We start from the raw sequence: 14,938 nt of genomic DNA, 5'->3' as shown, positions 1-14,938 counted from the left end.
CAATGTCTAAGGAGGCCCTATGCGATCGCGAACTGTTAGAGAAGGTTCTGTCGGGTTTTTAATTTTAGTAGGAATCGGCTTATTTGGAGGCTTAGTCCTCTGGCTGCGAGGAGTACAGCTAGGGAACCGCAGCTATAAATTTGTCGTTGAATTTGCCAGTGCCCAAGGGATGCAAATCGGCACACCAGTCAGGTATCGCGGGGTTAGTGTCGGTAAAATTAGTACCCTCAAAGCTGGCCCCAATGGAGTAGACGTCAGCGTGGAAATTTCCCCTGGTAATTTAGTCATTCCCCGCGATGTGGCGATCGAAGCGAATAAATCTGGTTTAATTGGAGAAGCATCGATCGACATTACACCCAATTCAATTTTACCCGAATCTTTCATTAGCGCCAATCCTTTGAGTACCGAATGTCCGGATGCAATTATCTGCAAAAACTCGCGTTTAAAAGGTCAAGCTGGAGTCAGCCTCGATGAACTAATTCGCTCCACCGTTCGCCTAGCCAATTTATACACAGACCCCGCCCTATTTAATAATATCAAAGCCCTCACTGAAAATACATCTAATACAGCCAAAGGTGCTGCCAAATTAACTCAAGAATTATCAAGTTTGACCATCTCTGCTAAAGGAGAAATTAAAAATTTAAGTCAGTCTGTCAAAGGAGATGTTAACAACTTAACTCAATCAGTCAAAGGAGAATTGGGAACTTTTAATCAGTCAATAAAAGGAGAAGTTGGCAGCTTAAATCAGTCAATAAAAGGAGAAGCGAGCAGTTTAAATCAATCACTGAAAGGAGAATTATCAGGAGTGGCCGCCGATGTGTCTAAAGTAGCACAGACGGCGGACACTTCGACCAAAGCAGTATCTGCCGCTGCGATAAATTCAGCTAACTCAGTGACTAAAGCTGCTAATCAAATTACTTTAACAGCTAACGAACTGAATTCCCTAGTAGTAACCAACCGATCCAGTTTAGTCTCAACTCTGAATAATCTCAATCAAGCCAGTCAAGAATTGCGTGTAACAGTCAACAGTTTGACTCCGACTATTAATCGAATTAACCAAGGACAATTACTGAACAATTTGGAAGTTTTATCAGCAAATGCGGCCCAAGCTGCTGCTAACTTGCGAGATTTATCCGGCAATGTGAATAATCCAGCAACATTCCTGTTATTACAACAAACTTTAGATTCGGCACGCGCTACACTTCAGAATGTGCATAAAATCACTGCCGATGTAGATGAGATTACAGGCGATCCAGCTTTTCGTAATAACATTCGTAAGTTGTTGAACGGATTAGGAGGTTTGTTCAGTTCCACGGAACAATTGCAACAGCAAGTGAAAGTAGCTCAAACATTGGCTCCACTTTCTAGTCAATTGAATACCAATTTTAATCCTAGTGCAACGGTGGTAGTTCCATCTGCTAAACCGAGCGTTCTGATTTTACAAAATAAACCAAAATCCCCGGTTGTACCATCGGAAACTGCCAAAAAAATAGAATCTGTTGGCTCTGAGAATAATCCTTGAATTATTGTATCATTGAAAATAGAAAATAAACATTTTTTCAAGCAAACTAAACCTATGACACAAACATTATCAAAGCCGATCGCAATCAAGACCAAATATGCTGTAACTTGGGAAAAGTTACCAGATGACTTTAAATTACCCGACGATCCAGTGGAAAACATCGACCAACCACTTTTAGCCGCCGCCCTCAGAGAAGCCTTGGAACTAGCAGGATTTATCATAGCAGAAATGCTGATAGCTTCTAACTTTGGACTCTGTGCCAAAGTCAATGACAAAACAGTAGTAAAAGCACCGGATTGGGTATATATTCCCTCTGTATTGCCCGCAGCCGCAGGAGAAATTCGCCGCAGTTATACTCCGAATGCCGAGGGGGAATTCCCGGCGGTAGTTATGGAATTTTCATCGGATACTAACGAGGTTGAATATTCCATGAAGCCGACATATCCTTATGGGAAGTGGCGGTTTTACGAGCAAATTTTGCAAGTACCAGTTTATGTAATTTTTGAGCCTAAATCGGGAGTATTGGAAGTGTACCGACTCTCGCTCTCTGGAGAGTACGAGCAGCAAGAACCCGATGCTAATCAGAGATTCTGGATAGAATCAATGGGATTATTTCTGGGGGTTTGGGAAGGCGAAAAATCCCAGAGAAGCGGTTATTGGCTGCGCTGGTGGGATGAGAATGGCAATTTGTTGCTGTGGGGTGCGGAACGGGTGGAACAGGAACGTTTGCGGGGCGATCGACTTGCAGCATACTTGAGAAGTCAGGGCATCGATCCCGATGGAATTTGAAGCAGTGCCTTCGCTAGTTAGACATTGCTTTGTTAGTGAGATATGTAACTTACTTTGACCAAGATGATGCAGTGTATCAATTGGTTGACGGGGAGTATGAGTTGATGCAGTTCCGGGGAGACGATATAATTGAATCGGCTGCTTTTCCAGAGTTTAACTTGACTGCTCAACAAGTGTTTGAAGCAGGAATTGTGAATGAATAAGGAGCGAATTCGCCATGACTACAATAATATTAGAAGAAAAATTAGATCTACCCTTGCTATTTCCAGGATTAACCTGGGAACAATTCAAGATTTTAGAGTCGATGCTGGATATTCCAGGTGTTCGATTGTCATTTTTAGATGGAGTGCTGGAGATACAGAAAATGCCTGGAAGAAAACACGAAACAGCTAAGGGGCGAATTGGTGCGCTGCTAGAACTTTACATGATGGTGGCAGGAATTGATTTCACCCCTACGGAGTCTTTGACTTTAGAAAATGAATCGAGAATGGTGAAGCGGGAAGCAGATAAATCTTACGAATTGGGTGCTGATAGGGAACGTCCAGATTTAGCGATCGAAGTTGTCGTCACTAGCGGTGGTATTGATAAACTGGAGGCTTACAAACGCCTGAAAATCAGTGAAGTTTGGTTTTGGGAAAAAAGCCAATTGTCTCTGTATGCTCTCAGAGAGGAAGGATACGAAAAGATTGCTAGTTCGGAATTGCTACCAGAACTTGATATGGCTTTGTTTGTGAGGTGTATGAATATTGCGAATCATGTTGAGGCCATCAAAGAATTCAAAAGTGCGATCGATATCTAATACTAATTCTCAAAACTCATCCAACAGTAGCTGTAGGGTGCGTCGCCATCGAAAATCCCAAAAACAATAAACAATCTCACAGCGACGCACCTTACAAAATAACCAAAAAAGTTTATAATAGACCTATAACTAATAGGAAGCGCGACCATGACAACAGTCGTTCCCACCCTCAAAAAATCTGAACTCGTATACCCTAGCGCTGATGGAGAACCAGTGGCCGAAACTTATGACCATGTTTATGCAATCTTAACCACTTTAGCAGTTTTAAAACAATACCTCGCAGACCGTCGAGCTACTGTTTTAGCAAACCAATTTTTATACTACGCTCAAGGCTTCCCAAAAGTCCGCGTAGCACCTGATGTGATGGTGATTTTTGATGTAGAACCAGGTGGCAGAGATAATTACAAAATCTGGGAAGAAGGACAAGTGCCGAAGGTGATTTTTGAAATGACATCACCAGGCACAAAGTCGGAAGATACAATCATTAAAAAAGACTTGTATGAAAGGATAGAAGTTCAAGAATACTGGTTATTTGACCCTAGAGGTGAATGGATTTCTGAAAAATTGCGTGGGTATCGACTGGGGGTAGAGGGGTATCAACTGATTACTGATAGTCGCAGTGAAGTATTGCAATTGCGGTTAGAAATAGAAGGAAAACTAATTGCATTTTATCGGGAGGATAATGGAGAAAAATTATTGATTCTTGATGAATTGGTTTCAGCTTTAAAAGTAGAACGTCAACGGGCAGAAGTAGAACGTCAACGGGCAGAAGCAGAACAGCAACGGGCAGAATCGGAAAGTCAGCGTGCTGCTGAACTCGAATCTTTGCTAGCGCGTTATCGAGAGCAGTTTGGAAAATTGCCATAGGAGAAGTCCATAGATTGCAGGTTTATGGGTACTATCAATATCCCCGTAGGGACACGGGATTACCCATTGGTGTCAACTTAAGCCTGAAATCCATGATAAATATCGCTTTTAGGCAAAGTCTAGATCCCCCTCGCATCCCCCTTAAGAAGGGGGACTTTGAAAAGATTCTTGTCCCCCCCTTAAGAAGGGGGGCTAGGGGGGATCGAAATCTAAGAGTCAAACAGAAGTCTCTGACTACATTTGACGTTAAGTTGACACTAATGGGCTTTACCGTGTCTCTACAGAAGCTGGTACCTACATACCTGAAAAGTGCTGTATTAACCTACTTGGTTGCAGCAAAAAAGTTTATAATACATTATTGATAACTCACAGGAAACACGACCATGACAGCAGTCGTTACCACCCTCAAAACTTCTGAAATCGTATACCCTAGCGCTGATGGAGAACCAGTGGCAGAAACTTACGATCATGTTTATGCAATCTTCACCACTTTAATAGTATTAAAACAATACCTTGCAGGTCGTCGAGCTACTGTGTTAGCAAACCAATTTTTATACTACGCTCAAGGTTTCCCAAAATTGCGTGTAGCACCTGATGTGATGGTGATTTTTGATGTAGAACCTGGTGGCCGAGATAATTATAAAATCTGGGAAGAAGGGCAAGTGCCGAAAGTGATTTTTGAAATGACATCACCGGGTACAAAGTCGGAAGATCAAGATCAAAAAAAAGACTTGTACGAAAAGTTAGAAGTTCAGGAATACTGGTTATTTGATCCGAAAGGTGAATGGATTCCTGAAAAATTGCAGGGGTATCGGCTGCGTGGAGATAGTTACGAATTAATTACAGACAGTCGCAGCGAAGTGTTGCAACTACGTTTAGTGGTAGACAAAAAACTGATTGGGTTTTATCGGGAAGATAAGGTCGAGAAATTATTGAATGTCGATGAAATAGCCTCTGCTCTAAAAGTATTAATTCAGAAGCGTTTAGAAGCAGAAGCACAATTGGATAAAAAACGTCAACGTGCAGATACGGAAAGTCAACGTGTTGCTGAACTCGAATCTTTGCTAGCGCGTTATCGATCGCACTTTGGAGAATTACCACAGGATAATGGCTAAAGAGGTAGAGGTGCGATCGCACTTCACCGAGTTGATCGCACTTCTAATTCTCAGCTAAATATACTTGACAAATCTAAATTTTTGTGTTAACCGAATCTCAAATTTTAAAACTGATCGTTTTGCGATCGAACTTGGGCATTCTAGATACAGGTACTTTGTGAGTGCCTGGAAACCCTCTAGACCAAGGATTGACGATGGAAAGTACGCAGAAAAAGTCTAGTGATAGTCGGGTTAATAAGGGCGATTCCCTACGGGATAGCTACGCTTCACGAACAAAGCAGATTTTTGCGTTAGTGTCAATGGTTTCGTTTGGTGGTTCGGCAATTTTTGGTATTGTAAGTCTGTTCAGCAGCGGTTTAAGCAGTCAGCACCAGCAAAAATCGGCTCCGGTAGCAGTTTCCCAAGAGTCTTTGCTGGCAGCTAAGGAACGGGGATATGTAACCGTTTTGCGGCGGGAACCGGAGAATCAGACGGCTCTGGAGGGGTTGGCGGATGTGCGGTTGGAGATGGATGATAAGGTGGGGGCGATCGAGCCTTTGGAGAAGTTGGTGAAGCTGAATCCTGACAGAGCTGATTATAAGGTATTGTTGGGGCAGGTGAAGGGGAAGAAGTAATGGAAAGGGCGATCGGTAACTCATTGTTATTTCAGTAGATTGGTAACTTTTAAATTAAATGGTTATTCATAATTCAAATGGCTGACTTAGTTTCATAAAAGGATTGAATATGGGCATAATACGCATGGGACCGCCGACAGAAATTATATACAAACTGAAAGAAGTTTACGGTCTAAATAATTTTATTGAAACCGGAACTTATCAAGGCTATACAGCATACTGGGCAAGTCAAGTATTTAAACAAGTTTTTACAATTGAGTATTCTCCAGACATTTATCAAAAAGTTACCGAAAAATACGGTCATATCAAAAACATAGACTTTCTGTACGGCGATAGCAGAAACCTGCTTCAAAATACAGTATCACAGCTTGAAAGCCCTAGTTTATTCTGGTTTGACGCTCATTGGAGCGGAGGACTAACTTACGGGGAAAGCGATGAGTGTCCCTTGCTCGCAGAAATCGAAATCATCAACCGCTCCGACTGCGAACACTTTATTTTTATTGATGATGCCCGATTGTTTTTATCTCCTCCACCGCCGCCTCATTTACCTCAACAATGGCCAGATATTAGCGCTATCTTAAATTTGTTGAATTCAGCAAAAAACAGCAGGCATATTGTAATTATTGATGATGTAATTATTGCTGTTCCGATCCGGGCAAAAGAACTGATCATTCAGTATTGCCAAGATTCGATCGCAAGTTTAGGCAATACAGACAGTGGCAAACAGGAAGAAAATCATCAAACCGCTGGCGTGTCTGTTAACAATTTTAATAACGGAGATTCGATCAATAACTATGAATTGAAAATTATCGAAAATTTTATTGCTTCCGGTAATGTGGTTTTCGATATTGGCGCAAACATAGGTAGCTGGACAAATCAAGTATTAAACAGATACCCCGATGTTCAAATCCATTTATTTGAGCCAGCACCGCCAATATATCAAACACTTCTACAAAACCTGGCTGAACCGATTAAAAGCGGTCAACTGGTGTTAAACAACTTGGCTATAGCACACCAACAGGAAATCAGGGAATTTTATTATTACGAAAAATCTTCAGGGTGGAGTACATTTCACCGCCGATTTGAAATCGAAAAACAGTATAACATTCAGTCGCCTCATCCATTTCAGGTTTTAACAGCCACCCTTGATGATTATGTCCAAACAAGGGGGATAAAGCGAATTAATTTCTTAAGAATTGATACAGAAGGGGGCGAACTAGAAGTTCTTCACGGAGCAACTAACCTCTTGCAGAAAGGCAAAGTAGATTATATTCAGTTTGAGTATGGCGGAACATTTGTCGATGCTAAAATCACATTAAAACAAGTATTCGAACATTTACAAAAATTTCGTTACACAATCTTTAAAATACTGCCCAATGCTTTACAACCCTTACCCGAGTTTTCACCAGAATATGAGAATTACGAGTATAGCAACTTTTTAGCGGTAAACGAGAGGTTCACAGCTTTGATGTTTAGTGAAGCACCAAAACTGCTCGATTTGCAGCAGCTTTGCGTAAAAGATTCTGTTGTACCGCGTGGCGTTATTCACATTGGGGCACACGAAGGCAAGGAAATTGCCACATACCGAGCAATGGGGGTGCAAAGGGTACTATTTGTTGAAGCCAATCCTGCTGTATTTGAACGTTTACAAACGAATATGGCTGGTTTTCCTGACGTGCTAGCGGTGAATTGTGCAATTAGCAATATCAATGGCACAAGCACATTGTATGTAACTTCTATGGATCAAAGCAGTTCTATCTTACCATTGAAGGAGCATCAAAAGATTTATCCACAAATAAAGGAAGTTGAGCGTGTAGTTGTGGAGTCGAGAACTCTGGATATGCTTTTAGAAGAACTTCAAGTTAATCCAGCCGATTTTAATATCTTAAACATTGATATTCAAGGTGCAGAGCTGTTAGCTTTGCAAGGAGCAACCAATGTTCTCAAACACATTGAGGCAATTAATACAGAAGTTAATTATAACGAACTGTATGAAGGATGTGTTTTAATTGACGAAATCGATGAGTTTTTGGAGCTGTGGGGTTTCGATCGCGTAGCAACTACAACGCCGTTCCATCCATCTTGGGGTGATGCGTTTTATGTGAAAAAGCCCGCAGTCACAATGTCAACGCTTGGTAGAAACGGGCGGTTTGCCAATCAAATATTTCAGTATGCTTTCTTGAAAATATATGCAAAAGAACATAACTTGAAGGTAGAGACGCCAGCTTGGATTGGTCAGGCTCTCTTTGGCTGCAAAGAGAACCAAATTTCTCAGCAGTTACCTGTAGTAAGCGAAGAAACTAATAACCTTTTAGAAGCTCGCATACCTAAGACCAAAGAAATATTCAAAAATGTGGATTTTTGGGGTTACTTTCAGTACAATACAAAGTATTATGCGCCACACAAGGAGTATTTTAAAGCTCTGTTCAAGCCTGTGCCGGCAATAGAAAATAAAATGAAGGAGGCATTGGATTGTTTGCGATCGCGCGGCAAAACAATCGTCGGTTTACATTTGCGGCGCGGAGACTACGGCTACGAAGATTTTTTTATAGCACCGAGCGAATGGTACAGAGAATGGCTAAAAGGTTTATGGGAAACCCTGGATGAACCAATACTATTTATTGCCAGCGATGAACCGGAAAAAATTTTAAGTGATTTTGAGGAGTATAATCCCGTCACAGCAAAAGATTTAGGTTTGGAGTTACCGGAAGCCGAGTTTTACCCGGATTTTTACATATTGAGCCAATGTGACCTGGTAGCAATTTCAAATAGCTCATTCTCCTTTGCAGCTTGTATGTTAAACGAAACAGGCAAATTTTTCTTTCGGCCGCTGTTGTCTGCGGAAAAATTAATTCCATTTGACCCCTGGAATAGTGAACCAATTTTGCGAAATTATATGCCTATTCATTTTTTCACAATAGTCCTAAATGGTGAACCTTTCATCCGCTACCATATAGAAGTTTTGCAGCAACTACCTTTTAAATGGCATTGGCATATTATTGAGGGAGTAGCGGATCAAAAACACGATACTGCTTGGATGCTTAGTTTGGGAGGAAAAATTACTGATGAACTTCATTGCCGGGGTCGGAGCAAGGATGGTACATCAGACTATATAGATGAAATAGCACGACTATATCCAAAAAATATTACTGTTTATCGCAAGCCAGAAGGTATTTTTTGGGATGGAAAGCGTGAAATGGTAAATGCACCGCTGGAAAATATTAAAGAGGAATGCTTGCTGTGGCAGGTGGATGCAGATGAACTGTGGACAGCCGAACAAATTTGTACTGCGCGGCAGATGTTTATCAATCATCCAGAAAAAACAGCAGCTTTCTACTGGTGCTGGTATTTTGTTGGAGAAAATCTGGTTATTAGTACGCGGAATTGTTACGCTCAGAATCCTGCACAGGAATGGTTGCGAACTTGGAGGTTTAAACCGGGATGTGTTTGGATAGCTCACGAACCTCCAAGATTAGCTGAACCTTTATCCGATCGCGCATGGAGAGATGTTGCAGAAGTCAACCCTTTTTTACATGAAGATACAGAAAGAAAGGGGTTAGTTTTCCAGCATTTTGCTTACGCGACGCTAGAACAGCTAGGATTTAAAGAACAATATTATGGTTATAAAAATGCAGTTGCAGAATGGAGTAAGCTGCAAGTAGAAACTAAGTTTCCTGTGCGTTTGGGTGATTATTTGTCATGGGTGCAAGATGGAACAATGATTGATAGGGCTGAGTCTTTTGGTGTAGCACCAATAGCACGACGAGACCAAGATAATAATGTATGGATGTTCGTTCAGCCAGAGGAGTTGTTAAGACAAAAAGTGCTGCCAAAAGTGACCCCAAGGATTATTGTTGATGGTGTATTTTTTCAGCTTTACAATACGGGAATTGCTCGCGTGTGGCGATCGCTCTTAGAAGAGTGGGTGACGCAGGATTTTGCCAAACATATTATTGTCCTCGATCGTGCGGGAACAGCACCAAAAATTCCTGGGATTACGTATTGCCCGGTTCCTGCTTACGACTATGAGAAGACTGATAGCGATCGCGAAATGCTCCAGCAAGTCTGCGACGAACTCAAAGCTGACTTATTTGTCTCAACCTACTACACAACACCACTATCCACAGCTTCCGTCTTTATGGCCTATGACATGACCCCTGAAGTCTTTGAGACAAATCTTGATGAACCCATGTGGCGCGAGAAACATTACGGCATCCGCCACGCATCTGCATACATTACGATTTCGCACAATACAGCATCAGACTTATTAAAGTTTTTTCCTGATATTGCCCCAGAGTTAGTAACAGTCGCTCATTGCGGAGTTTCCCAAAAATTATCGCCAGCTAGCCAAGAGGAAATTGAGCATTTTAAGATTAAATATAATCTCTCAAAGCCTTACTTTATAATGGTGGGTGCGGCGGGCGGTCATAAAAATGCACCATTATTCTTGCAAGCTTTCGCGCAACTGCCCAATCAACCAGAATTTGATATTGTCTGCACATTTCACAGCGCTTTAACAAAGGATGAATTTGAACCTTACACTTCAGGGAGTACAGTGCATAAGCTTCCTCTCAGCGATGAAGAGTTAAAAGCAGCTTTTTCCGGTGCTGTTGCGCTGGTTTATCCGTCCCAGTATGAAGGCTTTGGCTTGCCGATTTTAGAGGCAATGGCCTGTGGGTGTCCAGTTATTACTTGTCCCAATGCTTCTATACCTGAAGTGGCGGGAGAGGCAGCTTTATATGTTAAGGATGATGATGTTGAAGCAATGGCGATCGCACTTGTTGACATTCAAAAGCCGGAAGTACGCGAAGCTTTGATAGCGGCCGGAGTTGAGCAAGCCAAAAAATTTTCCTGGTCAAAAATGGCAAAGACGGTTAGCTCAGTTTTGATCAAAGTGTTTCAGGAAAAACAAAGTATACAAAAAATACAAGAAACATTCCCAAAAAACATACTGAAACGAGACTATGTTTCCCAAATATTTTCCATTATCCAGCCTGATGAATACTTAGATAATATGATTGTAGTATATCCAAATGTAAACAAAGGTAATCCACAGGATTTGCACAAAGGTGATATGTTGCGTGTAGATATCGGATGTGGCGATCGCAAACCTGATAATTTTGTGGGAGTAGATGTATGTCCTGGTTTAGGAGTAGACATTGTTGCAGATCTTAATCAGCGGTTTCCCTTTCCAGATAACAGTGTCGATGAACTTAGAGCCTACGACACTATAGAACACTTGGTAGATAGAATTCATACAATGAATGAAATCTGGAGAATTTGTAAAGATGGTGCAAAGGTTGACATTCTCGTACCTTCTACTGACGGTCGAGGAGCTTTTCAAGACCCTACTCATGTCAGCTTTTGGAATATTAATTCTTTTCTGTACTATTGTATAGATTTTCCTAATTATATAGATCTTTGTAGAAAATATGGATTTAAAGGTGCATTTAAAGCTGTCAGATTAGAACATGAAGAATCGCCGCAAAACGTTATTCATGTTAAAGCTGAATTAATTGTAGTCAAGAATCAAAATCAGGTCGAACTTAGCCGGGTAGTGGAAGAAAAACCAGCATATATCGATCCATTTTTATTGACAGTTGATCATTATTTAGAGGAGCATAGAACCAAATTAAATGAACCAGATGTAATCCAAAATATAGGTCACTATCGAAAACAGATTGCTGAACGATGGATAAAATTAGCCTCAGATAAACTTGAAGAAAGTTATCTAGGATATTTAGGTAAAACACATCGCTCGCTTATTGAATGCATTGTAAAGAATCAAACATTTACACAGGAAGAAGAAACTTTTATTGAGTCTATATCAGCACAGATTCGGAAAGGACAGCATGAGCCAAAAGCGATCAATTACCTGTTAGCAGCGATGCTGTATCGTAGCGCTGATAATTTGCCATTATCACACAACCTTACTCCTATCCCCAATTGGTTTATAAACGACTATTTAAAATTTATACTGAATTATTTTCCCTACTTTCAAGAACTGGGAGAAGCAGATAGCTACTATCACTATATGCAAGAATGGGTGGATTATATACATTTATCTATTTTTGCCAATCAAGATTCCTTGTTTTGGAACAATGTAGCTATGAGTTTTTTACAATTAGCTAATTTCATTCCTGTTTATTTTAGTGAATCAAACTTGAAAAATATTTATGTAAAGCGAGCAGAGATATTAGAGTATGTACTGAAAATAAACGGGCATGAGATTGATTATATGTTTTTCGATTCATCTGAAAAGTACAGAAAAAAACGAATAGGTATCCTTGCGTCACATTTTACGCCAGCAGCCGAAACATTTGCATCTCTACCAGTTTATGAGTATCTCAGTAGAGATTTTGAAGTTATCTTATATTCTCTTAGTAACACGGGACATCGACTAGAGCAATATTGTCAAAGCTGCGCTAATTCCTTTAAGCTCCTACCGAATGATTTAACGGATCAGGTGAATTTTATTCGCAGTGACGACCTGGATATTTTATTTTTTGCGACAAATATTACTGCCAAAACCAACCAAATTTGCTTACTTTCAATGCACCGACTAGCCAGAGTTCAAGTTACCAGCGTTTCCTCAGTTGTCACAACAGGTATACGTCATATGGATTACTATATATCTGGTAAGTTGACTGATTGGTTTGACGATGCAGAACAACACTATCAGGAGAAGTTGTTAAAACTTGAGGGCTCTGCTCACTGCTTTAGTTATGGGTCTGAACAAAATACTGCTACTATAAAAGTAAGTCGGGAAATCCTTGGGATAGCTGAATCAGCAGTAGTTTTTATCTGCGGTGCTAACCTGTTTAAAATTACTCCTGAGTTGAGTAATACTTGGGCAAAAATAATAGCTGGTGTCCCCAATTCAGTTTTAGTTCTCTACCCCTTTGGCCCAAATTGGTCAAGCTCTTATCCGAAGGAAGTATTTAAAACAAATCTCAATAAAACTTTTTCTCAGCAGGGTGTAGAGCTAGATAGGTTACTGATTTTAGACCCAGATCCTATACCAAATCGAGATGATATTAAGGAATACTTAAAGCTAGCGGAGATATATCTGGATTCATATCCATTTTCAGGAACAACATCTGTGATTGACCCATTGGAAGTTGGTTTACCTGTAGTAGCTATACAGGGAACTTGCTTCCGTTCTTCGATGGGAGCAGCACTTATACAAGAACTTGAAATGCCTGATTTAGTTGTCAGCAGTGAAGATTCCTATATCCAGATGGCGATCGCACTGGGTACAAACCGAGAATTACGCCAGGAAAAAAGTGAGTACATCCAGCAAAAAATGCTGAGCAAACCACGATTTATGGACAGTCGTGCTTACTCTGCTCAAATGGGAGTCTTATTCCACGAACTAATCCGAAAATATCATATAGATGCTCTAGGCAACTACCTGCAATTAAAAGATATAAACCTGATTATTTTTCCAGATTGGAGTCAATCGGAAGAATTAATATCTCAGGATTTAGCGAGTGTTATCGGGGCGATCGTCACTCATCCAGACAAAAGCAAGATGACTCTTTTACTAGACAGCAGTAACATTTCTGAAGAAGATGCTAATCTCGCTATATCAAGCGTGGCAATGAATCTTTTGATGGAACAAGATTTAGACGTTTCCGACGGGCCTGAAATTTCACTCGTTGGAGAGTTGAGCGATATTCAGTGGGAAGTTCTCATCTCTTGTGTGCATGGGAGAATTATATTGCAAAATGAGAATAGAGATGCGATCGCTAGAGTACAAGCCCAACACATTCCCACTCGTCAACTAGACAGCTTAACGATCGGCAACTCCAGTAATGAAATCAGTTCTCCTTCTTAAATGTATCCTGTTGTGGGCTATTTCCAAAAAGTCTTACCCCTACTTGCTCATATAATTCTCTAGAAAGTGGGTGCAAAAGATTGTAATCTAAAACATTTTTCACGACTAGCAGCAATAAGCCAGAATCTACCTCCGACGATTGATCCGACTTCAGAAGCTTGATTACGCCCAAATAATCGAGATCGACTTCTGTATAGCTCCCAATCAGAATAGAGAGGTTAATCAAATGCAACAGGTTATTAATATCTGTGGGACTTATCTCCCGTAGATGCTGGCGGATGATCCAAGTCATTAAATAGTCACCGAATTTTTCCCGTCGCTCCGCTTCTGTTTGCAGGACTTGGATTAAATCTTTTGTCCAGAGTTCGACTTGTTCGCTATCTCCTCCCGTCAGGCCCATCAGCCATGTCGCCTGAGCTTCTATCTCTTGTCCATCTAATAGCAACGCCAGCCCCAAATACCAATAATTAAACCTATTATTTGGTTCAGCTTCAATAGCCTGTTCGTAGATATTGGCAGCTCCAATATAATCTCTTTCAATTAAGTTTTGACAGGGTTGCTGCTGGATAGTTTCTGCTTGAGTGAATCCAGTTTTTTGTAAAAGTTCAAATGGCATCAAATTTTCGACCAGTGTCATTAATCCTTCTCGATACGCTTTCAAATGCGCCCTCAGTATTTCTTCCTGCTCCTTTCCCACCACATAACGGGATTCTGTTGTAAACTGACCTGATTCTTTGACAAAAACCATATCAACTTGATGTAAAGCTAAGTCTGAAAGTCGATACGAAATATCAACAATATCGTAGGTTACAAAACCTTGCTCTTTCATAAAGTTTATAACAGCGCACATCTTATCAAATCTAGCTGATACATATAAAGCAACTTCTACAATTACAAACTCTGTATTTTGAAGAATTTGACTTGCACCTGCTAGGACATCTAGTTCTCTACCATCTACATCAACTTTGATTAAATATGGCCCTTCTAACTGGCGAGTTCTACAAACTTCATCCAGAGTAACAGCCGGGATTGTCCTTAGCTCAAAATTTTCTGAGCTAGCCTCACCTTCCTCTGAGATAGAAGAGTGGATCAAGTTGCTCAAATTCACTTGAAGAGGCACAAGCCCTGCTGCTTTGGAAGCAGCAGCAATTATATAGTCTGCTTTTTCAAGATGTTGACATATTTTTTTAAGATATGGTTCGTTCTCTGCTATGGGTTCTATTAGGAGATATCTTGATTTTGGAAAAGCTTCGTAAATTTCAAATGTACCTAATCCAGCACCTACGTCAATAACCGTTTGCGGTTCAAAACCCAAGTGCTTTGCATTCAAGAATGACCTCAGCATTGAACTTCTAGCCATTTCGTTATTCGTCATAGTAATTTTTTCCTCTG

At 40.6% G+C, this 14,938-nt stretch carries 8 protein-coding genes and 1 pseudogene; 8 read left to right on the top strand and 1 reads right to left on the bottom strand.

The window, feature by feature from the left end; translation table 11 throughout:
- The first annotated feature begins 19 nt into the window (after positions 1 to 19).
- The 8 genes and pseudogenes from P2A85_RS22240 to P2A85_RS22205 all read left to right on the top strand — a co-directional run bounded on the left by P2A85_RS22240 (position 20) and on the right by P2A85_RS22205 (position 13,546).
- Positions 20 to 1,522: an MlaD family protein gene (locus P2A85_RS22240; RefSeq protein WP_377475555.1), complete on the top strand. Its 1,503-nt coding sequence runs from the start codon at positions 20 to 22 to the stop codon at positions 1,520 to 1,522.
- Positions 1,523 to 1,576: 54 nt separating this feature from the next.
- On the top strand, positions 1,577 to 2,311 hold the full coding sequence (locus tag P2A85_RS22235; RefSeq protein ID WP_377475553.1) for a Uma2 family endonuclease: 735 nt from the start codon (positions 1,577 to 1,579) through the stop codon (positions 2,309 to 2,311).
- 68 nt (positions 2,312 to 2,379) lie between these two features.
- Positions 2,380 to 2,514, top strand: a pseudogene (locus P2A85_RS22230) (Uma2 family endonuclease); the annotation flags it as partial.
- Between the two features lie 14 nt (positions 2,515 to 2,528).
- The gene (locus P2A85_RS22225; RefSeq protein WP_377475551.1) at positions 2,529 to 3,110 is read left to right on the top strand and encodes a Uma2 family endonuclease; all 582 of its coding nucleotides are present in this window, start codon (positions 2,529 to 2,531) and stop codon (positions 3,108 to 3,110) included.
- 147 nt (positions 3,111 to 3,257) lie between these two features.
- Positions 3,258 to 3,977: a Uma2 family endonuclease gene (locus P2A85_RS22220; protein ID WP_377475549.1), complete on the top strand. Its 720-nt coding sequence runs from the start codon at positions 3,258 to 3,260 to the stop codon at positions 3,975 to 3,977.
- A 383-nt stretch (positions 3,978 to 4,360) separates the two neighbouring features.
- Positions 4,361 to 5,092, top strand: coding sequence for a Uma2 family endonuclease (locus P2A85_RS22215; RefSeq protein WP_377475547.1), 732 nt, complete (start codon positions 4,361 to 4,363; stop codon positions 5,090 to 5,092).
- A gap of 161 nt (positions 5,093 to 5,253) precedes the next feature.
- Positions 5,254 to 5,706: a tetratricopeptide repeat protein gene (locus tag P2A85_RS22210; protein WP_377475546.1), complete on the top strand. Its 453-nt coding sequence runs from the start codon at positions 5,254 to 5,256 to the stop codon at positions 5,704 to 5,706.
- Positions 5,707 to 5,815: 109 nt separating this feature from the next.
- Positions 5,816 to 13,546: an FkbM family methyltransferase gene (locus P2A85_RS22205; RefSeq protein WP_377475544.1), complete on the top strand. Its 7,731-nt coding sequence runs from the start codon at positions 5,816 to 5,818 to the stop codon at positions 13,544 to 13,546.
- Here the strand turns inward: P2A85_RS22205 and P2A85_RS22200 are convergent.
- Positions 13,530 to 14,921, bottom strand: a complete 1,392-nt coding sequence (locus P2A85_RS22200) for an FkbM family methyltransferase (protein WP_377475543.1) — start codon at positions 14,919 to 14,921, stop codon at positions 13,530 to 13,532. The genes P2A85_RS22205 and P2A85_RS22200 overlap by 17 nt on opposite strands.
- Positions 14,922 to 14,938: the final 17 nt, after the last annotated feature.

Origin of the sequence: Microcoleus anatoxicus (assembly GCF_042465725.1) — a bacterium.
Taxonomy (GTDB): domain Bacteria; phylum Cyanobacteriota; class Cyanobacteriia; order Cyanobacteriales; family Microcoleaceae; genus Microcoleus; species Microcoleus anatoxicus.
Note: the sequence above shows the minus strand (reverse complement) of the source record. Positions and strands in the feature narration are given on the sequence as shown.